We start from the raw sequence: 22,572 nt of genomic DNA, 5'->3' as shown, positions 1-22,572 counted from the left end.
CCGCCCTTGAGGCGGTATTTTTTTGTTTAGAGCAGAAGCAAATTACATATAAGCATTACTGCGATCTGTATGGTCGGTAACGTCGCGAATACCTTTCAGCTCCGGCAACTTGTCCATCAGTTGGACTTCAATACCCTGCTTCAAGGTAATCGCCACTGAGCCGCAACCCTGGCAACCGCCGCCAAATTTGAGGATGGCGATCATATCGTCAGTCACTTCAACCAAACTAACGTTACCGCCATGTGATGCAAGGCTTGGATTAACATCGTTGTACAACACGTAGTTGATGCGATCTTCCAGCGGACTATCGTCGGTCACGCGGGGCATTTTGGAGTTAGGGGCGCGAATCGTCAGCTGGCCCCCCATGCGGTCTGCCGCGTAATCCACTTTGGCATCTTCCAAAAATGGCAGGCTACGCTCTTCAAAGTGCGCTTTAAAACCGTTCAGTTCGACCACCACATCCCCTTCTTTTTCTTCACCGGGGCGGCAGTAAGCGATACAGGTTTCAGCGTTGGAAGTGCCGGGGTTGGCAACAAACATACGGATGCCAATACCGTCGTTGTCTTTTTGCTTGTCGAGCAGCTCTTTCAAATATTTTTGGGCGGATTCGGTGATATCAACGTTGACCATAATAACCTTTCTGTAAATGCCTAATACCCGATTAAATTACTCAGGTATTCTACTGCAAACCCACTAGTCAGGCACTAGCAAACCAGTAAAAGAGACAAGTAATTTACAATTGTCATCATAGAGATAGCGTATATTTCGCCCTCCTAGCTGCGTATTAAGAATCACTCGTATTGTCGGTCGCCATCTGCGCTAATCGAACAGCCGCTTATCCGGTTTTAACAATCCTTTAACAAAAAAATGGGCACCTCATCACATCTGTCATATAAAATTGCCAAACCTCAGCTAAGATTAAAAAAACACCAGTCCAAGCTGAAGATGAAAAGGTTTTACAGGAGCTCCCCCATGAACGATTCGAACGAGTTTTTACTCAACCAAAAAACCCTCCGATTGACCATGTACCTTAGTTTGGCCATAGCCAATATTATCTTTGGTGCACTCTATCCAGATCACATCGTGGTTGCCGGCTGCGGTTTTGCGTTTTTCTCCGCCCTCATCCTCTTGCAGCTTCGCTCGGAAGCAGCAGAGAAAGAATCATCAGCAAAAAAAGCATTGCACTTCGATAAATAAGAAATAAGCGCATTACCAACCTCCACCAATCTCGCCCGACCCAATCCCGACTAGACTAAAGCACAGGGAAAATCCCCCTGCCGCCGCCCCTCAACAGAGGGATTTCTGCTAGAATTCGCGCCAATTTTCTATATCGAACTTCTTTGATATTGCTTCTTTTCGCCGCAATCCTGCCGAAATTGGGCAATCGCTTAATCATCATAGGTTTTTCATGACTACTCCAGCCGTACTGCCAACTTTTTCCCCTGTTTTAGAGGCACGTATTAATGCCCTCCATGATGCGATTAAAAAGCGCATCCTGATCCTCGACGGCGGCATGGGAACCATGATCCAGAGCTACAAGCTGCAGGAGGCGGATTATCGCGGCGAGCGCTTTGCCAATTACCACATGGACATCGCGGGCAATAACGACCTGCTCAGCATCACCAAACCGGATGTTATTCGCGAAATCCAGCGCGCCTATCTTGAGGCAGGCGCCGATATTCTCGAAACCAATACCTTTAACTCAACGCGCATTTCCATGGCCGATTACGACATGGAAGATCTCACCCACGAGTTAAATTTCGCCTCGGCAAAATTAGCGCGCGATCTCTGCGATGAAATGACGGCGAAAGATCCATCCAAACCGCGCTTCGTTGCCGGAGTGCTTGGCCCAACTAGCCGCACCTGTTCTATTTCGCCAGACGTAAATGATCCAGGCGCGCGCAACGTAACCTTTGATCAATTGGTAGAAAACTATCTTGAATCTATGGATGGCCTGGTCAAAGGCGGCGCAGACATTATTTTGATCGAAACTATTTTCGATACGCTCAATGCCAAAGCAGCAGTATTCGCAGTACAACAATATTTCGATAACGTTGGTTTTGAATTGCCGATCATGATTTCCGGCACCATTACCGATGCTTCTGGCCGCACACTCTCCGGCCAAACCACTGAAGCGTTTTACAACTCGCTCGCTCACGCGAAACCCATCAGCATGGGTTTGAACTGCGCATTGGGCGCAAAAGAATTACGTCAATACGTGCAAGAACTGTCGCGCGTTGCCAACTGTTTTGTCAGCGCGCACCCCAACGCTGGCTTACCCAACGAGTTTGGCGAATACGATCAAACTGCTGCAGAAATGGTAGAGATAGTTGAAGAATTTGCTGCAAGCGGCTTCCTGAATATTATCGGCGGTTGCTGCGGCACAACGCCTGCACACATCAAAGCGCTGGCCGATGTGATGGGGAAATATCCTCCACGCGCGATTCCCGATATCGAACCCGCCTGCCGTTTATCCGGCCTCGAACCATTTAACATCACCAAAGATTCTTTATTTGTAAACGTAGGTGAGCGCTGTAACGTTACCGGCTCGGCGCGTTTCAAAAAATTAATCGTAGAAGAAGATTATTCCACTGCACTTGAAGTCGCGCTTGAGCAAGTTGAAAATGGTGCGCAAGTAATTGATATCAACATGGACGAAGGCATGCTCGATGCCGAAAAAGCCATGGTGCGCTTTTTGAATTTGATTGCGGGCGAGCCGGATATCGCGCGCGTTCCAATTATGGTTGACTCATCAAAATGGGAAGTCATCGAAGCCGGCCTGAAATGTATTCAAGGCAAACCGATTGTTAACTCGATCAGTTTGAAAGAAGGCGAAGAGGAATTCCTCACCAAAGCCAAACTCTGCATGCGTTACGGCGCAGCAGTAGTTGTAATGGCATTTGATGAAACCGGACAAGCCGATACCATGGCGCGCAAAAAAGAAATTTGCGAGCGCTCTTATCGCACACTGGTCGATAAAATTAATTTTCCACCGGAAGATATTATTTTCGACCCGAATATTTTTGCAGTCGCAACCGGCATTGAGGAACACAACAATTACGCAGTTGATTTTATCGAAGCGACTCGCTGGATTCGCGAGAACCTTCCACACGCAGGTATTAGCGGCGGCGTGTCCAACGTTTCGTTTTCGTTCCGTGGCAACAACCCGGTACGCGAAGCAATCCACTCGGTGTTTTTGTACTACGCAATTAAAGCCGGGATGAATATGGGCATCGTTAACGCCAGCCAACTGGCGGTGTATGACGATTTGCCACAAGAATTAAAAGACAAAGTTGAAGATGTAATCCTCAACCGTCATAGCGGTAGCACAGAAGCGTTGCTCGATATTGCGGAAAAATATCGCGGCGATGGCTCGACCGGTGAAACAAAAGAAGATGCAGAATGGCGCTCACTGCCTATCGCAAAACGCATCGAACACTCATTGGTAAAAGGTATCTCCACGCACATCGTGGAAGATACTGAAGAAGCACGCCAACATTATCCGCGCCCGCTTGATGTAATCGAAGGCCCGCTCATGGATGGTATGAACGTGGTCGGTGATTTATTTGGCGCCGGTAAAATGTTTTTGCCACAAGTCGTAAAATCAGCACGCGTAATGAAGCAGTCCGTTGCTTATCTGCAACCCTACATCGAAGCAGAAAAAACCGAAGCTTCAAAACCCAATGGCAAAATACTCATGGCCACCGTAAAAGGTGACGTACATGACATCGGCAAAAATATTGTCGGCGTGGTTTTGCAATGTAACAACTTTGAAGTGATTGACCTGGGCGTAATGGTGCCCTGCGATAAAATCATCGACACTGCAATCGAACAAAACTGCGACATTATTGGCCTATCAGGATTAATTACACCATCGCTGGATGAAATGGTATTTGTCGGCCGCGAAATGGAACGCCGCGGTATCAACAAACCCTTGCTAATCGGTGGTGCAACCACCTCGAAAGCGCACACCGCCGTAAAAATTGATCCGGTATTTCATCTGAACCAAGCCGTTTATGTCGCCGATGCATCGCGCGCTGTAGGTGTTGCAAGCACTCTGCTCTCTGACGACTTGCGTCCGAAATTTATCGAAGATTTAAAGCAGGAATATGTAGAAGTGCGCGAGCGCAATGCCAACCGTAAACCACGCGGCACTGTGCGCACCTATCCTGAAGCTATTGCTAAAGGATTAAAACTGGATTGGGATAATTACATTCCACCCGCTCCCGCATTCACAGGTGTAAAAGTATTTGAAGATTACGACTTGAATATACTGGTTGATTTTATCGACTGGACACCATTTTTTATCAGTTGGGATCTGGCCGGAAAATTCCCTAAGATTCTTGATGACGAACTCGTCGGCGAAGCCGCACGCAGTTTATATGCCGATGCACAACAAATGCTGCACAAGTTAATTGATGAAAAACTTATCAAAGCGAATGGCGTGATCGGCTTCTGGCCTGCGAATACAGTTAACCACGATGATGTTGCTATCTATGATGACGCTGGCAAGCAAATCAATACTCTGCACCACATCCGTCAACAACACTTAAAACAAGGTATGGAAACCAAACCGCATTATTCGCTTGCAGATTTTATTGCACCGAAAGAAACCGGCAAGCAAGATTACATCGGTGGTTTTGCAGTCACGACCGGCATTGGTGCAGAAGAACTCGCCAAGCAATATCAAGACGCGGGCGATGACTACAACAGCATCATGGTAAAAGCCCTAGCTGACCGTTTAGCTGAAGCCTTTGCTGAACATATGCATCAACGCGTACGCAAAGAATTCTGGGGCTACGACCGCGATGAAAATTTATCGAACGAAGATTTAATCAAAGAACAATACAAAGGCATCCGCCCTGCTCCAGGTTATCCGGCCTGCCCGGATCACACTGAAAAAACACAATTGTTTGCCTTACTCGATGGCGAGAAAAATACCGGCATCACCCTCACCGAACACTTCGCCATGCTGCCAACCGCAGCCGTTTCCGGCTGGTACTTTGCGCATCCACAAGCGGAGTATTTCAATACCGGAAAAATTGAAAAAGATCAGGTAGAGAGTTTGGCGCAGCGTAAAGGTTGGAGTGTGCAGGAGATCGAACGCTGGATGAGTCCGGTGTTAGCTTATGAGCCGGGGGCTATTACTGAGTAAGTTTGAAGTTTTGCAAGGTGGGTTCGCGGAGCGACCCGCCAGACCAATTAAAAAATATAGGTATTGCATGACCAATAAACAAAGTACGAGATACACATCATTTATAGATATTCTCGGGTTCCAAAACTCTGTTTTGAATATTGAAGATGAACCTGAATCTTATGAAAAAATAACAACTGTACTTACAAATATTTCAATTATTGACGAATTAAGAAAAATTGTTCGATCTAAAGAATCTGATCCTAATGCAGTAAAGCAATTCGAAGCAACGCAGGATTTACGTGTACAAGCTTTCTCTGACTGCATATTAATTTCTACTAACGATAATGATCTCGGGCTTGTAGCAGTAACAGCCATGAGTGCTCTTACATACAGGATACTATTTTCTCACGGTTTTTACGCTAGGGGCGCCATCACAAAAGATTTACTAACTCACAATGAAAGAATTGTTTTTGGGAAGGCATTAGTTCGCGCCTACGCATTAGAACAAAAAGTTGCCATCTATCCGAGAATTGTACTTTCGCAAGAGATATATAATGACTTATCCAACAAAAAGCCTGCGATCCCCAAAAAAATTGATTTTGATGGGCAACCATTTTTGGACGTTTTTGACTCATCATCAATAAAATTTATTAATACCTGGAACGAAAGACAACCAGATTCACATTTCCACATAAATTTAAAAAATGGCAGAGAACAGCTTATAAGGAATTTACAAGCATCAAAAGACATTGCCATTCAACAGAAGTTAACCTGGCTTAAAAATTATTTAAACAATAACGCAAGCGGTCTTGAAATAGAAAAGATATAGCTCGCATACAGTAGGTTAAGCAGCAATGGCCAACACCTAACCAATCACCAATGAATAACTACCTAACCTACCAAATGATAAATACTTAAATTTATTCCCCCCCGCCGACAAATCGCTGTCGGGGGCTTTGGCAAATGTTTAAATGGAGAATGATATGACTGACGCAACACATGACGACCTGATTCAAGCGTTAAAAACTGCTTTTTGTTATATGCCTAAAGCTATCGAAGTAAACAAATACGAATACGGTGACAGATACCAAACGGTGCTCGATCATATTCAAACAGTACGGGAGACTCTGCTAATGAACGGAGTAGACCCGGAAGAAGTTTATGGTGAAATAAATCCCGACATCACTCCGAACTCTTCTTACTAATGATTGAGTGGAATGGTTAATAGCAAGAAGAATTGCCTCTGCAGCAAAGGTGGAGGCAAATACCCAACATCGCATCTACCCGCATGACAAAATACAACTCATTACAATTTTCCAATGCTGAACTGTTAGGCTAATTTACAACGCCAACTAACAAGGAGATTTTATGTTTTTCAGTCGCACCCACATCATTGCAATTGTCACTCTTACTTCTTTACTTACTGCTTGCGGAGGAGACGGTGAATCCTCAGGCGTTAAACTGAAATCAGTAGGGCCAAATCAAACCAAAGTATTCAAAAGTGACGGTTCAACTCAATGTGAAGGAGCAGGAATACCACCAGATGAAATGCGATTGGAATTAGCAAAAGCAGGGATAGATGTTATTTGCGCACAGAAGGCTCACAATGGGATGAACTACCCAGCAGTCTGCGGAGGAGGCACCGGAAACATTAACGTTTATGTGATTCATAGCAGCAACCTTCCTGATGCTGAAAAGCTGGGATTTAAATCAGTTCAGGAATTGCCGGACTATAAAGACAAGGCCTGTACCAATTAATCTCTCGCAGTCATTACCTGAACTAGAAAACAACTTTTACGGAAGGCGCGCTGCGTTTTGCCTTACCGTGATACACCGCCTCAATATTATTTCCATCCGGATCTAATACAAACGCAGCGTAATAACCGGGATGGTAAGTTCGCTCACCGGGCTTACCATTGTCCCGCCCACCATTCTCCAGAGCAGCTTTATAAAAAGCATCGACCATCGCTTCATTAAGCGCCTGAAATGCCAAGTGATGGCGACCAGTTAAAACACCTTGAGCAGCGTCGCTGTCGGCAGTTGAGATAAACAGCTCATCCGCCCAAAAGTAGCTGTCACCTGATCCACCTAGTGGAATATTGAGGGTTTCAAAAACAGCCACATAAAATTTTCTAGCAGCGGGAAGATCATTGACGACCAATTGAATATGGTCGATTAATCTGCCGCGATGTAGTTCTTGAGTTTCCATTTTGAACTCCTTTCTAATAATGAATTAATGAATCGTAAAGTCCGACTGCTATCTACTTTAGGATTGCAGACAGCCAAATATGTTCCCTTGCTGTTTATCTGCGCGCATTATGATTTGTGCAAAATATTCGCTCAAATCTACACATATCTATTTTTACATGACAGTCAGATTCACAGAGAATTGATTATTACGTCAAAAGACGTATTGCAAATCACACAAGCCACACCGATATTTCATTTTTTAAACTAAAATCCCTGTCACATTTCTGTTTGGAAATAATAGGGCTACCGCGATGAAATTGCTTTCGGTCAATATAGGCCAACAACAATCATTGGATACACCTAATGGCCCGGTGCAAACCGGCATTATTAAAGAGCCAGTATTAACAAAAGTGCATGTAACCGAGCTGGGGATTGAGGGTGATGCGATAGTCGATACCAGCGTGCACGGTGGGCTCGATCAAGCGCTTTATCTTTACAGCCGAGAAGATTACATCTGGTGGGAGGAACACCTGGGCAGAAAACTCTCACCGGGAATTTTTGGCGAGAACCTGACACTCTCGGGTTTCGGTGCAGCACCATTAAATATTGGCGACAGATTGCAAATTAATAATGTGATCATTGAAATATCTGCACCACGCACACCTTGTTTTAAACTCGCGGCTCGCATTGGTGACTCTGCATTTATCAAAGAATTTGTGCAAGCAGCGCGCACAGGGGCTTACGCTCGCGTGATAAAAACGGGGGAGATTAGTGCAGGTGATGAAGTGATATTAACGAAAGAAAATTCGGGATATCCATCTGTGAGTGACGTATTCAAAACTTGCCACTCGAAAAATCCTGATCTGGATATAGTGAAGCAGGCCTTGCTCTCACCACTCGGCCGTTATCATAAGAATATTATCCAGGGAATCTACGATAAATATATTGGCTAGTATCTCATCGCTGTGTTCATTAAAATTGCAGAAACCTTTCTAACATACTCAGCAATTCTTCAAACAATAGTTTCCAAGGCAAAAAATGCACAGCAAACTGATCGGCTTTGGCTCGCCTAAAAGCAGTATAAACTTCTACATCGCCAATCGCCCACCGATTGATGATTATCCAATAATGAAGGAGCACCGTGGCCTTACAATGGGCGAGCAGGAGCATATCGTCAAACACACCAGTAACCATTGGCGCAAAGTGTTTAATGTGTATGCCAAGCTGTTATTTGATTGGTATCAATTACAAGGTCGCACAGATTTACCGGCTAGCTGGCAAGCGTATCGCAACCTTGATTTATTTCAACAACATTCGTATGAAGCATTATTATTTAGCTCACCGCAATTTGATGCAGATAATACTGTTATTCATATCATTGCCGGAAAAACTTACGCGGCACATTTGAATTTGCCACCACTTATCTGGCTAGATTCTTATTTTGCAATTAACAACGAGCACCGTCTGATTGTTGCGCCCTACCCTGATTATCGACAGCTATCCAACGAACGGATTGCGCGGCTGATAAAACTTATGCCTATTCATCGTAAATAGATTTGTAGTTCTACCACTCAATAATTATGATTGCCATCGTCAACCGCGCTATGCGGATGACGCATTGCAATATCATAATTCAATATTTTCATCAGGTATCGATAATGGACTTCAAAAAATCATATATAACCTTTCTTACCGCAGCAGCAATTATGCTGCCAATCACTGCACAAGCGCTAACTATTACAGAGACTGACGCCTTTACCTCAGGAGATAATAAAGCAGCACTACAAACATCAACCGGGTTGATCTGGTTAGATTTTGGAGTGACTAACAATAAAAGCTTCAATGAGACAATCGCTCAACTCGATACCACTTACCGTGGATGGCGCCTTCCCACCCATTCAGAAATATACAGTTTGTTCAGCGAACTATTTGCAGAGTCTAGATATAAAACCTTGGGCACCAACCAATCAGAGTGGTATGGCGCCGGCGTAACAGCCAAGATGTACATCAATGATGTTGTAGATGTATTAGGGGCCAACGTTGTAGAAGACAAAGGGAACGGCTTTGAATACAGTTATAGCCTTGGCTGGTATCTGAGTGACACCAACAAATTAAACTATGCCATGATTTACGACGATGGATACAACTATAACAATTATCAAGCTGCTAGAATTTGCTGTGCAGATACAGATTATGCTGAATACTACGATTACGACTACGCCAACTACAAGGATGCACAATTCAGCACCCTATTAGTTAAAGATAACTCAATAACTGTTCCTGAACCTTCCTCGGCTATACTATTAAGCTTAGGTTTACTCGGCCTAGGCACTATCCGTTATCGTTTAAATAAATAAAATTCTATTTAACACCGCTTTACGCGGTGTTAAATTTGCTATTTATCTTCTTGGATTAGAAATTTATATCCGATCATTTTTTCTGATGTGCAAGCAACCAATCATAAAGGTCTTTACTCGCGTAAATCCGCTTCCAGGCATCGTGCCCCATGTCTTCGTGTACGGTGAAACGAATTTCGGATTCACCTAATTCTTCCAGCTTATTAATTCCCGCATAAAAGAATTTCTTCTGCACTGCGGTATCGCGCCCGGCAGCAAATGCCCACACGGGGATATTGGCTTTTGCGATAGGTTCCATTAAATCCGGATGCCCCCAACCTACCACAGGGACAGCAGCTGCAAATAAGTCCGGATGTTTGCTCGCCATATACCAGGTACCAAAACCACCATAACTTAAGCCGGTGATGTAAAGACGATTAGTATCAGTGCGGTAATTTTTCTGCACAGTATTAATCATACCCATCAGATCCTGTTCCACTTGCTCCCAACCCACGGGCAACAGCGGCGGTATCGCAGACATATCTTTTATTTCTTCGCCTGCACTCATTGGCTGTGGTGTTCCAAAAAGTGGATCGTAAGGTGGTACACCCTCAGCCAGACGTTGTGGAATTTGTGCACGGGTGCGGTTTGCTATGTAAGGCACTTTGCCCATGGTAAACATGTGCAATTGGGGCGAAACAATAATGAAGGGTAAATCTTTCTTTTGAATCCAGGCCTCATAGAGTGGGCCGTGGCTGATCACGTAATCCAATTCATCCAGACCATTGCCGCGCTCGCCATTGCCGTGCAAAAAGAATAATACCGGCCATTGTTTCCCCGGTTGGGATTCATAACCGCGCGGCAAATAAACAAAATATTCACGCTTAAGCTGATCTACGCTGCTGATGTAAGGCAAGCGTAAAAGCTGCTCAGCAGATGGTGTTTTGGCAGAGTGCAAATTGCTGCAAGCAGCCACTCCTGCAACCAATAACATGATCAAAAGCAGTCGTAGTTTTATTACAGATAGTTTCATGACAGATAAATACATGATAGATCCTATTGTTATTGCTATTAAGAAAAACCCATCAAGAATGAATTACAGCGGTTAAACGACAAGTATTTTTGCGTTTCTTAACTGCCTGACCAGCTAATCCAGCAATTAATAGCCCCTGACAATTGTCACAAAACAATAATGACTTTAAGGTCTGGCGCTCCAAAGCCTAAGGAATCAGACTAATCTGACTAGAGCAATGGCCGGTTTTAACCTGAGAGCATTCACCTGCCCTGACAACGGGTTCATAATAAGCCCACATCCATTTACACAGACACGCCGACATGAACCACAATGCTGATCAATGCATAGGCTCAATCCACTCAGCCAAAGCTTGGGTTTGGTTGATTTTCAGCCTTTGGTATTTTGTACCTGTTTATTACATGCCGTTTAGTGGCACCGTCTATGTGTTGCTGGCGGGGGTTTATTGCGTGTTCGTCGCCCTGTATTTGTGGGCGATTACCCTACAATCGCGCCATATCTGGAAACCGGTGCTCGCCTTAACAGTTCTCGCCATTGCGATTACACCTTACACACCCGGCTCCAGTACTTTTTTTTCTTACATCGGATTTTTGATCGGATATTTTTATCGCACCAGAGTGTGGGTCTCGATCCTTGCGGGGCTGGCGCTGATAATTGGCGCACTGCATTTCTATTTCAGTTATCAATTTCCATTCTTCGCCCTTCCCGCACTTTCAGGTTTGGTTACCATCAGCATTATTGGATATGTAGAGCGAATCCGTACCGAAGCGCGCACCAGCCAATTAAAAAGCAGGCAAGAAATTGAACAGTTGGCGGTGATTGCCGAGCGCGAGCGTATAGCACGGGACCTGCATGATATTCTCGGGCACACATTGTCGAGCATCGCGTTAAAAGCAGAACTGGCCGAAAAATTATTGACGCAAGAAAAATTGGATAACGCCAAACAACATTTGTCCGAGCTACATCAAATTGCGCGCAACAGTTTGAGCCTCGTGCGCCAGACAGTATCAGGTTACAAACATCGCGGTCTTTCCGGTGAGGTGATGGAGCTGTGCGAAAAGTTGCGTCAGAACGGTTTTATTGTCGATCTAAATGGCGACATTCCCCAACTCTCTCCGCGCGCTGAAACAGCCATCATTTTGGCATTGACCGAACTCACCACCAACATATTGCGCCACAGCAACGGCAATCATTGCCAAATTGAATTCCAGCAAAGCTGCGACAAAATTCTCGTGCGTATGCGCGATAACGGCGCGGTAAAATCACTTATTCCAGGCAATGGGCTACAAGGCATACAAGAGCGGCTCAACGCACTGACTGGTGACCTGCAGTCGTCTATAAGTAAAGGTTGTGAATTTGTTATTTCATTGCCGCGGAAAGAATTGCATCAGCAAGGATAAACACCAAACAACCGCTTAGTAAAAAAGCAGTTTTGAAACAAGAGCAACCCTGACTATGAAAATTTTGTTGGCAGAAGATCAATCCATGGTGCGCGGCGCGTTGGCTGCCCTGCTCGGCATGGAAGATGGATTTGAAATCACCCAGGCGGAAGATGGAGACCGCGCCTGGCTGCTAATGAAACAAAACAGCTACGATATTTTGCTTACCGATATTGAAATGCCCGGCCGCTCCGGCCTTGAATTAGCTCAGTGGGTTTTACAACAAAAACTACCGACCAAAACGATCATCATCACCACCTTTGGCCGCTCCGGCTATATCCGCCGTGCCATAGATATGGGCGTTGCGGGATTTTTATTAAAGGATGCACCTTCCGATCAACTCATTCAGGCTATTTATAAAGTGATGGATGGCAAACGTGTGATCGACGGCGAACTCGCCATGATGGCGCTCGGTGAGAGCGACCCACTCAACGATAAAGAACGCCGCGCCCTGCGTTTGGCAGCTGAGGGGAAAACCACTGCTGAGATTGCAACAGTATTGTGCTTATCCGAGGGAACTGTACGTAATTATCTGTCGGAAGCGATTGCTAAACTTCATGCGGCCAACCGCGTAGATGCAGCGCGCATTGCCCGTCAAAAAGGCTGGATTTGACTCTTCGTTGATTAAACTTGAGCGACTGCATACCTTGTATGCAAGTTTACGATTTTTATCCCTCCCACTATTCCTGTAGCAGCAAAATGGCTGCTAGAATCCGCTTAAGCTGCCGCTCCGGCAGCGACTCATAACAGCGATAACGACCAATAAAAATCAGTACCACCGGGTGGCCTATCTGACCGAGGCGAAACACATCGGAATTAGCAGCCACTCATGCACCAAGTCCACCCCATAAACTACAAAAAACAGGGAAACCTAGCATGCAGACTGAAACTATCCGGCAATTGCCGGAGTACGCGGCCCTGACCCGCGCACGCAAAAAAATTATGTGGCCGCTTTCGCTGGCCGTCATCGTCGCTTATTTTGCACTGATCCTGGCGATTGCTTTTGAACCCGCACTGCTCGGCACTCCGATAGGAAATGGCGTCACATCGATCGGTATGGTACTCGGGCTCGGCATCATCCTTTTCTGCATGGTGATCACCGGCATTTATGTTTACTACGCAAACCGCGTTTTAGAGCCGCTGACACAGGCGATTGTGAAAAAAGCGGGAGGCAAAGTATGAAATACAATGCTCCTTTAGCGCTCATTTTATCGGCAATGGCGACTTGTGCCTGGGCCCAAGCGACCGGCGAAAAAAGTGTTAATACCATCGCTATCGCTATGTTCCTCGCTTTCGTTGCGGTGACTCTCGGCATCACTTATTGGGCTGCGCGCCGCACAAAAACCACCAGCGATTTTTACGCTGCTGGTGGCGGTATTACCGGATTCCAAAACGGCCTCGCTATCGCAGGCGATTACATGTCCGCAGCGTCCTTTCTCGGAATTGCGGGATTGGTCTACACCTCCGGCTTTGATGGTTTGATTTACGCGATTGGCTTTTTAGTTGGCTGGCCGATAGTGCTGCTACTCATCGCCGAACCTTTGCGCAATCTCGGCAAATATACTTTTGCCGATGTGGCATCTTTCCGCTTGCAACAAAAACCTATCCGCATTCTGGCGGCCAGCGGTTCACTGGTTACCGTTACGTTTTATTTGATCGCACAGATGGTTGGCGCTGGCAAATTGATTGAATTGCTATTCGGCTTACCTTACGAAGCAGCAGTAATCATTGTTGGTGTATTGATGACCCTCTACGTCACCTTTGGTGGAATGCTTGCCACCACTTGGGTGCAATTAATCAAAGCGATTTTGTTATTGTCCGGCGCATCGCTGATGGCCATTTTGGTAATGGCACAATTTGGATTCAGCTTTGAAAGCCTGTTTTCCGAAGCAGTAAAAGTTCACGCAAAAGCTGATGCGATTATGGCTCCGGGCACTTTAGTTAGCGACCCGATTTCAGCCATTTCACTTGGTATCGCGTTGATGTTTGGTACCGCAGGCCTGCCACATATTTTAATGCGCTTCTTCACCGTGAAAGATGCAGTACAAGCGCGCCGCTCGGTATTTTACGCAACCGGTTTTATCGGCTACTTCTACATCCTCACCTTTATTATCGGTTTCGGTGCAATTATTTTGCTGCTGAAAAACCCCGATTACTTTACTGATGGTGCATTAATCGGCGGCGCTAATATGGCGGCGATCCACTTGTCCCACGCGTTGGGCGGCGATGTTCTGCTAGGCTTTATTTCAGCGGTTGCCTTCGCCACAATTCTTGCAGTGGTTTCCGGTTTGACGCTAGCAGGATCAAGTGCAATCTCACACGATCTCTACGCAACACTGGTTTTAAAAGGTAATCGTGACGAGAAAAAAGAAATCCGTGCATCGCAAATCGCCACCGTCTGTTTAGGTGTGATCGCGGTACTGCTCGGCATAGTGTTTGAAAAACAAAACGTTGCCTTTATGGTTGGCCTCGCATTCTGCGTTGCCGCCAGTGCCAATTTCCCCATCCTGCTGCTGAGCATGTACTGGCGTAAACTCACTACACGCGGCGCGGTTATCGGCGGCGGTTTAGGTTTGTTTACGGCAGTGATTCTCGTCGTACTTGGTCCAACCGTTTGGGTAGATGCATTCGGATTTACCGAAGCCATTTTCCCGTACAAGTACCCGGCGATATTCTCGGTAAGCATCGCCTTTATCGGCATCTGGTTTTTCTCTATCACCGATAAATCTGCCGCAGCAGCAAGTGAGCAAGCAGCATTTGATGCACAGTTTGTTCGCTCCCAAACCGGCATCGGAGCGGCCGAAGCTTCTCAACATTAAGATGTAAGCAACAACTGCGAGTGAATTTATTCAGCGCTCGCAGTTGTTGATATCGAAGAGAACAAGGAAAGAAAGGAAAAAGGAAAGAAAAATAAAAACAATAATTTTAAGTTATCAATACAAGCTGTCCGCCACAACCACACCCCGCAACGAGAAAAAGCCTCACTAATCGCAAACCACTTGATCACGGCCATTTAGCTTGGCTTGGTAAAGTGCTTTGTCTGCACGCGCAATTAAGGTTTCCAAATTATCAGTTTCCCGCCGCGATGTTGCGCCAGCTGATGCAGTGAGTTTGCCGACGGGTGGAAATACATCGCTGTTAATCGCGTTGCGCAACCGCTGTGCAACGTTAAATGCATCTTGCTCGGCGATACCGCGAATCAACACCAGAAACTCTTCTCCACCCCAGCGAATCAAATGACCGTCGCTGCGCAATGCGCCGCTTACACGGGTAGCAAATTGTTGCAGTACACGATCGCCAATCAGATGGCCGTGAGTATCGTTAATTAATTTGAAGTGATCTATGTCCAGCATAATGATGCTGCCAGCAGTGCCGTTACGCATAAAATCATCGAGCAGTTGTTGGCCGCCCCAGCGATTATATTGCTGGGTTAGCGCATCGCGCTCGGCCAAATTATGCATGTGGGAATTATCATTTTGTAAACGTTCGAGCTGCAAACGCGCACGCTGCTGGAAGGGTAATAAAACCAGCAGCAACAAAACAACAAGACCATAACTCATGAACATTTCCTGACCGCGCGCCGTCCACAACTCATCCGGATGTGTGAACAAATAAGTCAGAATCGGGCCCGCGTTTAAAACCCACGCCAGGGTCATAATGGGAAATGCCCGCCGCGGTGGTAGCATCACCATCACCACGACAACCTGAACAATAATAAAAGCAGAAATGGGTGGAAAAATATCAACAAGTAATAAATCGGGAGACTGGTGCGCTCTCAGGCTGTAATACCAGGAGGGTAAAGAGAGCGCAGCAATACCAATAATAAAAGCCGAATAAACCACATACACAATACTTTTGGGGCGAAGTATCAGTACTGTGACCAGAATAAAATTGGCGAGAGCTGCCAAAGGCGGAATCACTAAATCCATTGGTTCTGGGTTGGGCTCCAGATAATGCAGGACAGTCGCTGCCATAGCGATGATTCCTGTAAGCGCGAGGAGCACTAACACTCCGCGATAGAAAGCGCGCTCATCAAGAGATTGGTTTTGCATTCTTCACCTGTTAAGCCTCGCCTTGCAGGTTGGAAACGCTACCGCACAGCACCGGACACTTAGAGTCTGAAGCCAAGCATCTTATAGGCTTAAGGTAAAATGACAAGCGAACGAGCAAAAATAATCAGACAATTAGTGATGTAATCGATACAGTTAATAGCAAGCAAACATCCCTGTCACAAAAGTGTCTTAATTACCGATAATTACAGGCCGCAGGGCGATGGCAATGCAGGATCTTGTTCTTTCACGTTATCGACGTAGGCTACTTTTTTGCTGCGCATGTCAGCGATTTGCGCTTCCACTTCCGCCGTCGTAATCGCTACGCCTTCCTGGAAAAATACCCAATCAATATCTTCCTGATACTCACGCATTTCAGGCGAGTCTACTGGCCCTTGCGAACCATCTGCACCTTTAGGCATGAACCACAGGTTAAAGTTGATCGACATAAAATCTTCCGGATAAACCGCGCTGGTGTGTTCGGAGAATAATTTACCGTCAACATAATAAGTGACTTTGTTGTCGGCAACGGTCAACACCAAAGTGCGCCAACCGGCGTAACTGCCCTCTTGACGAGTAAATTCATTTACCTTCGTCCAAGGCTCCAACTGGAAGGTATCCCAACTGGTAGTCCACATTGCCGGCTTGGTGTTTTCGCCCCAACCACCGTTCGGCAGATATTCAAAATCAGTCTCGCTGTAGTTTTTATCCATGGGTGCTTTCAGCGGGCTAATCGCATAAAACGTTTGGATAACTTCATCCCCGTCTGGACCGGAGCTTGGTTCATCGCGGAAAAATACACGCGCAGCATAAGTGCCTTCGCGATATTTACGCGCATGGCAAAATTGTGTGTGACGGGTTTTTTCGCCGGTGCCGTTAGTGACCGAACTCATTCTGACGGCGCCAGCTTCGGTGTCTGGAATATCCGCATGGAAAGACAAACCTTCTGCTGACCAGGTTGCGCCTTTGATTCCCGGATGACCTGTTTCAGTTCTCACCTTCCAGCCGTTGTTGTGGAATGCGTTGATATCCGGATAACTAAAGTCATCAAAAAATACCGGCGCAGTAGCCGGAGCTGCTGCAGGTTCTACTGCTGCTGTTTGCGCTGGTGATGATGCTTGCTCAGCCGGTGAATTTGTCTTTGAATCGCAGCCAACAAACGCGATTGATGCCGCAAGAATGCTGGTGAGAAAAATACGCTGGTGCCCCATATTGTTATCCTTTGATCGTGGTTGATTATTGATGTTGGTTTAACGAAGGTAAATTTCTCGCACAACGGACAACGTTGTCAAATACTTCAGAGCAACTAACAGGGTATTTAACGTGGTTTTACATAAGTTGATCCAAAGTGAAAATGTCTGTTTCACTTTAAGTGCGAATGGCAATAGCAGTCCAACTAAAAATCCGGTGGCGATTCTATAAAAACAAGTTGTCCGGATTGTGGATCGGTAAATTGAAGATCGGTCGCATGCAACAGCAATCGGTCAGCTGCGTTGGCGTAATCCCCCGCGTAGAATTCGCAACCCAAAATGGGATGCCCTATCGCCTGCAGATGCAAACGCAATTGATGTGAGCGCCCGGTAATTGGGTGAAGAAATACCCGTGTTGTTTGCGCAGCAGAGTCGCGAGACAGAATCTGGTATTCAGTAACTGAGGGCTTACCAGTCGCGTGACAGATTTTGTATTTGGGGCCGTCAGCGGACGCGATTGGCAAATCGATAACGCCCCTATCCTCTTTCATTAAACCTGCAACTACAGCGGTGTAATGCTTGCTTACTGTACGTGCCTGAAATTGCTTACTGATATGGGAAAGCGCAGGCTTATTGAGAGGAATTACCATTACACCCGACGTATCAAAATCCAACCGATGAACAATCGCAGCACTGGGATAATCCGGCAGCAAACGGCTAATCACCGAATCACGGTTTTGCGGATGACGACCGGGCACACTAAGCAGACGTGTAGGCTTGTTAATCAGGAGAAAATCCTGCGTTTTTTGCAAGATTTCAATCTCGCCATCACAGGCGGGGAGGACAAATAATTGTTCAATATCCGGTTGCATAAGTGAAATCGATAATAGATAAACAAATAATCAATAACGCCATAATACCAGCTCAACCCCAATAAACTTGCGGGTAATAACCTACAGGAACAATCTTAGTCAGAAAGGGTTGTTCACATAGGTATATCCTGCTGCTATCGTGCCGCCGCAAAAGTCGCCGAAAAGGCGCTTTTCCTGTATCATTCGCGCCTCAATTTTTAGCCTACAGAGCCATTCTAACCGTGATGGCCTTTACCGTTGCCATCCTTTGATGGCTTACATTTGATAGGTATTTAGCTCCATGTATATCTACGACGATTACGACCACAGCATTCTGCGCCAGCGTATCGCCCAGTTCCGTGGTCAGACCGAACGCTTCCTTGCAGGGGAGCTTCCGCCCGAGCAGTTCTTGCCATTGCGCTTGCAGAATGGCCTGTACGTACAACGTTTGGCGCCTATGCTGCGCATCAACGTTCCCTACGGCATGGTCAACTCCACCCAGTTGCGCAAATTGGCTCATATCGCCCGCCATTACGATAAAGGCTACTGCCACGTCAGTACTCGTCAAAATATCCAATACAACTGGCCGGATCTGACTGAAGTACCGGATATCCTCTCCGAATTGGCGGAAGTGGGTATGCACGGCACCCAGTCGAGCGGTAACTGTATCCGCAACACTACCTCCGACCAGTTCGCTGGCGTTGCGCCCGATGAAATCATTGACCCACGCCCCTACTGCGAAATTATTCGTCAGTGGTCCAGCTTCCACCCTGAATTCGCCTTCTTGCCGCGCAAATTCAAAATCGCGGTTACCGGTTCGACCCAGGATCGCGCCGCTGTACAAGTGCACGATATCGGTTTGGAAGTGGTATTCAACGATAAAGGCGAAGTTGGCTTTAAGGTTTTTGTCGGTGGCGGTTTAGGCCGTACGCCGGTAATCGGTGTAGCGATTCGCGAATTCCTGCCGGAAGAAGATTTGCTTTCTTACCTTGAAGCCATCTTGCGCGTGTACAACCTGTTTGGTCGTCGCGACAACAAATACAAAGCCCGTATCAAAATTCTGGTACGCGCGCTGACTCCAGAAGTCTTCGCACAAAAAGTGGAAGACGAATGGCAGCACCTGAAAGACGGTTACAACAAACTGACGCAAGAAGAAATTCAACGTGCAAAAGGTTTCTTTACTGCGCCGGCGTATGAGCAAATTGATAACGCTGCTGCGCAAGCATCGATAGACGCACAAGCAGCTGATAGCGTCGCATTTAGCAAATGGTTGCAGCGCAATATTCGCGAGCACAAAATCCCCGGTTATGCATCAGTAACTCTCTCGCTGAAACCAACTGGCGTTGCACCTGGCGATATCACCGATTCGCAATTGGAAATTATCGCGAACCTCGCTGACAAATACAGCTTCGGTGAAGCGCGTACAACCCACGAACAAAATATCGTTTTAGCCGATGTGAAAAAGACCGAGCTGTTTGCCCTGTGGCAAGAATGTAAAGCAGCCGGTTTTGCGACGCCCAATATCGGCACTATCACCGACATTATTTGCTGCCCCGGCGGTGATTTCTGCTCACTCGCAAATGCTAAATCGATTCCAATTGCTGAAGCTATCCAACGTCAATTTGACGATCTGGATTATGTATATGACCTCGGTGATATCGACCTGAATATCTCTGGCTGTATGAATGCGTGCGGTCACCACCACGTCGGCCACATTGGTATTCTCGGTGTGGACAAAGCGGGCAAAGAATTTTACCAAGTGCAGTTGGGCGGTAGCGCCAGCAACGACGCATCACTCGGTGATGTGCTCGGTCCATCATTCGGCGCTGACGATATGCCTAGCGTTATCCAAAAGCTGGTTGATGTGTACGTTGCTAACCGCACGGCAGAAGAATTATTTATCGATACCTATCGTCGTATAGGTGCAGCTCCCTTCAAGGAGAAAGTCTATGCAAAAGCTAATTAAAGACGGCGTTATCCAGGATGATACCTGGACACTCGTTGCCAAAGCAGAAGGTGAAGCGGCAGTAGCAGAAGTACCGGCTGGTCAGGTATTAATCCCTGTTTCGGTATGGCTTGCGCAAAAAGACCAATTGCAAAACCGCACTGATATTGGCGTGTGGTTTGATAGCGATGAAGGTGCTGAGCTGATCGGTGAAGATGCAAACCGTTTCGCTGTTATCGGCGTTAGCTTCCCACTCTTTATGGATGGCCGCTCTTTCTCTACCGCACGTTTGCTGCGCGAGCGTTACGGCTTCAAAGGTGAGTTGCGTGCGGTAGGTAATTTTATCCGCGATCAGCTTTGCTATTTGCGTCGCTGCGGTGTCAATGCGTTTGCGTTTGCCAATCCGGAAACCAATCTTGAAGAAGCGGTAAAATCGCTTAGTGATTTACAAGAATATTACCAAGCATCTGTTGATCAGCCATTGCCCCTGTTCCGCCGTCGAGCATAAGTTCCGTCGTCGCGCATAAAATTGTAATCCGCAATAAAAAACGCCGCTGTTGTGATGACAGCGGCGTTTTTATTTTAGGGTTTAAAATTTAGCGGCTAAAAAAAGCGCGGATATTATCTGCTTCTGCCAAGGTATCTGCTCGCCCAAGTTCAATTAACTCAGTAATAAATTCATTCGAGAACAATAAATAACTGGCTGCCGTCGCCCCACCACCTTTTGCAGTAGCACCAATTGCACGCAAGAAAAAACGCAAACTTTTGGGCAGGTAACGCACGTTACGCCCGGCAATACTATCGATAGGTGACGTGGGAGAAATCACCATGTTCTCAACCGGTCGCAATATAATTCCCTCGCGCATACGCACATCTTCAGGAATCAGTTTTAGCAATTCATTCATTCGCTGCATGTGCTCCAGATCGCCCTCCAACGCATCCACAAACGCGCTGTTAAACAAATGCCCAACGATCTGCCCCATAGAGGGTGAATGACGATGCGGCACACGGCGATTCGCTTTAGGCGCGCTGCGGTTACCACTCACCCCCACCACAAACAATGCATCTGCCCCCAAGTGCAACGCCGGGCTAATCGGGGCCAGCTGACGCAAGGCTCCATCGCCAAAATATTCGCGATTAATGCGCACCGCAGGAAAAATCGTGGGAATCGCTGATGATGCAAGCAAATGTTCAAGACGCAAATGGGTTGCAACACCACTGCGGCGATAACGCGACCAGCCCTTTAATTCAGGGCTGCCCTGAAAAAAACTTACCGAATGGCCGGAGGTATAACCCATCGCTGACACACTCACTGCCAGCAGTCGGCCACTTTCGATAGCGGGATTAATATTTTCGAAATTAATTTTTGATCCGAGCAGATTCCACAAGGGGGCATTATCAAGCAACGATAGCGGGCGACGACGCCCCATACCCTCGTTAAATAACGACATCCCGAGATAGCCAAGGCCTTTTAAAATATCGCCCCAACCATGCAGATATACCTGACCTATATCCAGGTTCTGCCACATATAAGCGAGGGCATTGACTGCCGATTTAAAATTACCTTTGTGCGCAGCAATCGCTAACGCATTAATAGCACCAGCAGAGGTACCGCAAATAATCGGAAAAGGATTATCACAACTTTCTGGCAGCACATCTGCAATTGCTTGCAACACGCCAACCTGATAAGCAGCACGGGCGCCACCGCCGGATAAAATCAATGCTGTTTTCATAAACGCTTCTTATTGGAAAATTCGTACAAACAGACGCTAACTCAATTACGCTAAAACGCATTATCTCATTGAATAGTGCTGAATCTATTTAAGGTTAGCAGCTGAGACATTCTTTGGCGCGAAAACTTTCCCACCCGCACAAATAAAAAAAGCACCTTAACATCAGGTGCTCTCTTAAAAACAAACGGAATTTATTCCGGTCGAACCAGCAGTAAAGCCCCCTGCACTGCTACTACATGGGCGCGATTGCCAACCGCAACCGGCTCAGTGTAGGCAGCATCAAGACGCGCCTGCCAATCAATCCCCGAGTAGGCAACTGCCCCCTGATCACGCGTAATTAATTGGCTCACTGGTAATACTTTACCGATCATATCACTACTGGTATCGCGCCCAACGCCGGCATTTTGAAAAGTTTTTAGCGGCTTCCACAACAGCGCCGCACTTAATGCAGCCAGAACAGCCACGCTAAACACTTCCATTTCCCAACCACTAATCATGCCGATGGAAACCATCACACCGGTGAGCAAACAACCCAAAGCCAAAAATAACAGTGGGCCACTCATTCCCAACACACTCAGTTCGGTCACCAGACAGATGCCCGCTATGGCATAGAGAAGATGATCCTGATTCTGTGCAAAATGATCAATCAAACCCATCACTCTTCTCCAG

At 46.5% G+C, this 22,572-nt stretch carries 23 protein-coding genes; 14 read left to right on the top strand and 9 right to left on the bottom strand.

Translation table 11 applies throughout. The annotated features are described in order from the left end of the window. Nucleotides 1-42: 42 nt before the first annotated feature. Nucleotides 43-630: a Fe-S biogenesis protein NfuA gene (gene nfuA / locus AAGC78_RS13070; RefSeq protein WP_435784530.1), complete on the bottom strand. Its 588-nt coding sequence runs from the start codon at nt 628-630 to the stop codon at nt 43-45. Nucleotides 631-972: 342 nt separating this feature from the next. On the opposite strand from nfuA, the gene AAGC78_RS13065 reads away from it, so the two are divergent. The 5 genes from AAGC78_RS13065 (at nt 973) to AAGC78_RS13045 (ending at nt 6,895) form a co-directional block, all read left to right on the top strand. Further along, nucleotides 973-1,197 (top strand): hypothetical protein, encoded by a 225-nt coding sequence (locus AAGC78_RS13065; RefSeq protein WP_435784529.1) that lies wholly within the window; start codon nt 973-975, stop codon nt 1,195-1,197. 211 nt (nt 1,198-1,408) lie between these two features. Beyond that, on the top strand, nt 1,409-5,155 hold the full coding sequence (gene metH / locus AAGC78_RS13060) for a methionine synthase (protein WP_435784528.1): 3,747 nt from the start codon (nt 1,409-1,411) through the stop codon (nt 5,153-5,155). A 67-nt stretch (nt 5,156-5,222) separates the two neighbouring features. Continuing rightward, entirely contained in the window at nt 5,223-5,966 is a 744-nt protein-coding gene (locus tag AAGC78_RS13055; RefSeq protein WP_435784527.1) for a hypothetical protein, read from the top strand. Nucleotides 5,967-6,120: 154 nt separating this feature from the next. Next, a complete protein-coding gene (locus AAGC78_RS13050) occupies nt 6,121-6,342 on the top strand; it encodes a penicillin-binding protein (protein ID WP_435784526.1) in 222 nt (73 codons plus the stop codon). 163 nt (nt 6,343-6,505) lie between these two features. Continuing rightward, nucleotides 6,506-6,895, top strand: a complete 390-nt coding sequence (locus tag AAGC78_RS13045) for a hypothetical protein (RefSeq protein ID WP_435784525.1) — start codon at nt 6,506-6,508, stop codon at nt 6,893-6,895. Nucleotides 6,896-6,917: 22 nt separating this feature from the next. On the opposite strand, the gene AAGC78_RS13040 is transcribed toward AAGC78_RS13045, so the two are convergent. Next, nucleotides 6,918-7,346: a VOC family protein gene (locus tag AAGC78_RS13040; protein WP_435784524.1), complete on the bottom strand. Its 429-nt coding sequence runs from the start codon at nt 7,344-7,346 to the stop codon at nt 6,918-6,920. A 292-nt stretch (nt 7,347-7,638) separates the two neighbouring features. Here AAGC78_RS13040 and AAGC78_RS13035 point away from each other — a divergent pair, with 292 nt between their 5' ends. The 3 genes from AAGC78_RS13035 to AAGC78_RS13025 all read left to right on the top strand — a co-directional run bounded on the left by AAGC78_RS13035 (nt 7,639) and on the right by AAGC78_RS13025 (nt 9,684). Next, complete coding sequence (locus AAGC78_RS13035; protein WP_435784523.1) at nt 7,639-8,280, top strand: MOSC domain-containing protein; 642 nt, start codon at nt 7,639-7,641, stop codon at nt 8,278-8,280. Nucleotides 8,281-8,365: 85 nt separating this feature from the next. Then, nucleotides 8,366-8,881, top strand: a complete 516-nt coding sequence (locus AAGC78_RS13030) for a DUF6942 family protein (protein ID WP_435784522.1) — start codon at nt 8,366-8,368, stop codon at nt 8,879-8,881. Between the two features lie 104 nt (nt 8,882-8,985). Continuing rightward, on the top strand, nt 8,986-9,684 hold the full coding sequence (locus tag AAGC78_RS13025; RefSeq protein ID WP_435784521.1) for a PEP-CTERM sorting domain-containing protein: 699 nt from the start codon (nt 8,986-8,988) through the stop codon (nt 9,682-9,684). A 73-nt stretch (nt 9,685-9,757) separates the two neighbouring features. Here the strand turns inward: AAGC78_RS13025 and AAGC78_RS13020 are convergent, their stop codons facing one another. Next, nucleotides 9,758-10,711 carry a prolyl oligopeptidase family serine peptidase gene (locus AAGC78_RS13020; protein ID WP_435784520.1) on the bottom strand — a complete coding sequence of 318 codons (954 nt, stop codon included), beginning with the start codon at nt 10,709-10,711 and terminating at the stop codon, nt 9,758-9,760. Nucleotides 10,712-10,998: 287 nt separating this feature from the next. Here AAGC78_RS13020 and AAGC78_RS13015 point away from each other — a divergent pair, with 287 nt between their 5' ends. Together AAGC78_RS13015 and AAGC78_RS13010 are read left to right on the top strand one after the other, a co-directional pair. Then, nucleotides 10,999-12,096: a histidine kinase gene (locus tag AAGC78_RS13015; protein WP_435784519.1), complete on the top strand. Its 1,098-nt coding sequence runs from the start codon at nt 10,999-11,001 to the stop codon at nt 12,094-12,096. A gap of 55 nt (nt 12,097-12,151) precedes the next feature. Beyond that, nucleotides 12,152-12,748 carry a response regulator transcription factor gene (locus tag AAGC78_RS13010; RefSeq protein ID WP_435784518.1) on the top strand — a complete coding sequence of 199 codons (597 nt, stop codon included), beginning with the start codon at nt 12,152-12,154 and terminating at the stop codon, nt 12,746-12,748. 67 nt (nt 12,749-12,815) lie between these two features. Here AAGC78_RS13010 and AAGC78_RS13005 read toward each other — a convergent pair whose 3' ends face one another. Then, a complete protein-coding gene (locus AAGC78_RS13005; RefSeq protein WP_435784517.1) occupies nt 12,816-12,962 on the bottom strand; it encodes a hypothetical protein in 147 nt (48 codons plus the stop codon). Between the two features lie 49 nt (nt 12,963-13,011). Between AAGC78_RS13005 and AAGC78_RS13000 the strand changes: the two genes are divergently transcribed. Both AAGC78_RS13000 and AAGC78_RS12995 read left to right on the top strand, forming a co-directional pair. Further along, nucleotides 13,012-13,317, top strand: coding sequence for a DUF485 domain-containing protein (locus AAGC78_RS13000; RefSeq protein WP_435784516.1), 306 nt, complete (start codon nt 13,012-13,014; stop codon nt 13,315-13,317). Next, complete coding sequence (locus AAGC78_RS12995; protein WP_435784515.1) at nt 13,314-14,954, top strand: cation acetate symporter; 1,641 nt, start codon at nt 13,314-13,316, stop codon at nt 14,952-14,954. Before AAGC78_RS13000 ends, AAGC78_RS12995 begins: the two co-directional genes overlap by 4 nt. 165 nt (nt 14,955-15,119) lie before the next feature. Here the strand turns inward: AAGC78_RS12995 and AAGC78_RS12990 are convergent, their stop codons facing one another. The 3 genes from AAGC78_RS12990 to AAGC78_RS12980 all read right to left on the bottom strand — a co-directional run bounded on the left by AAGC78_RS12990 (nt 15,120) and on the right by AAGC78_RS12980 (nt 18,246). After that, nucleotides 15,120-16,187: a diguanylate cyclase gene (locus AAGC78_RS12990; RefSeq protein ID WP_435784514.1), complete on the bottom strand. Its 1,068-nt coding sequence runs from the start codon at nt 16,185-16,187 to the stop codon at nt 15,120-15,122. 203 nt (nt 16,188-16,390) lie between these two features. Beyond that, nucleotides 16,391-17,395 (bottom strand): glycoside hydrolase family 16 protein, encoded by a 1,005-nt coding sequence (locus AAGC78_RS12985; RefSeq protein WP_435784513.1) that lies wholly within the window; start codon nt 17,393-17,395, stop codon nt 16,391-16,393. A gap of 185 nt (nt 17,396-17,580) precedes the next feature. Then, nucleotides 17,581-18,246: an RluA family pseudouridine synthase gene (locus AAGC78_RS12980; protein WP_435784512.1), complete on the bottom strand. Its 666-nt coding sequence runs from the start codon at nt 18,244-18,246 to the stop codon at nt 17,581-17,583. Between the two features lie 280 nt (nt 18,247-18,526). Between AAGC78_RS12980 and AAGC78_RS12975 the strand changes: the two genes are divergently transcribed. Together AAGC78_RS12975 and AAGC78_RS12970 are read left to right on the top strand one after the other, a co-directional pair. Next, entirely contained in the window at nt 18,527-20,191 is a 1,665-nt protein-coding gene (locus AAGC78_RS12975; protein ID WP_435784511.1) for a nitrite/sulfite reductase, read from the top strand. Beyond that, nucleotides 20,175-20,678, top strand: a complete 504-nt coding sequence (locus AAGC78_RS12970) for a DUF934 domain-containing protein (RefSeq protein WP_435784510.1) — start codon at nt 20,175-20,177, stop codon at nt 20,676-20,678. The genes AAGC78_RS12975 and AAGC78_RS12970 overlap by 17 nt, the downstream gene beginning before the upstream one ends. A gap of 88 nt (nt 20,679-20,766) precedes the next feature. On the opposite strand, the gene AAGC78_RS12965 is transcribed toward AAGC78_RS12970, so the two are convergent. Both AAGC78_RS12965 and AAGC78_RS12960 read right to left on the bottom strand, forming a co-directional pair. Then, nucleotides 20,767-21,903 carry a patatin-like phospholipase family protein gene (locus AAGC78_RS12965; protein ID WP_435784509.1) on the bottom strand — a complete coding sequence of 379 codons (1,137 nt, stop codon included), beginning with the start codon at nt 21,901-21,903 and terminating at the stop codon, nt 20,767-20,769. Between the two features lie 191 nt (nt 21,904-22,094). Further along, nucleotides 22,095-22,559: an NfeD family protein gene (locus AAGC78_RS12960; RefSeq protein WP_435784508.1), complete on the bottom strand. Its 465-nt coding sequence runs from the start codon at nt 22,557-22,559 to the stop codon at nt 22,095-22,097. Nucleotides 22,560-22,572: the final 13 nt, after the last annotated feature.

This window comes from Cellvibrio sp. (assembly GCF_039207905.1).
In the GTDB taxonomy this organism is placed as follows: Bacteria; Pseudomonadota; Gammaproteobacteria; order Pseudomonadales; family Cellvibrionaceae; genus Cellvibrio.
This window is presented reverse-complemented; position numbering and strand designations above follow the sequence as displayed.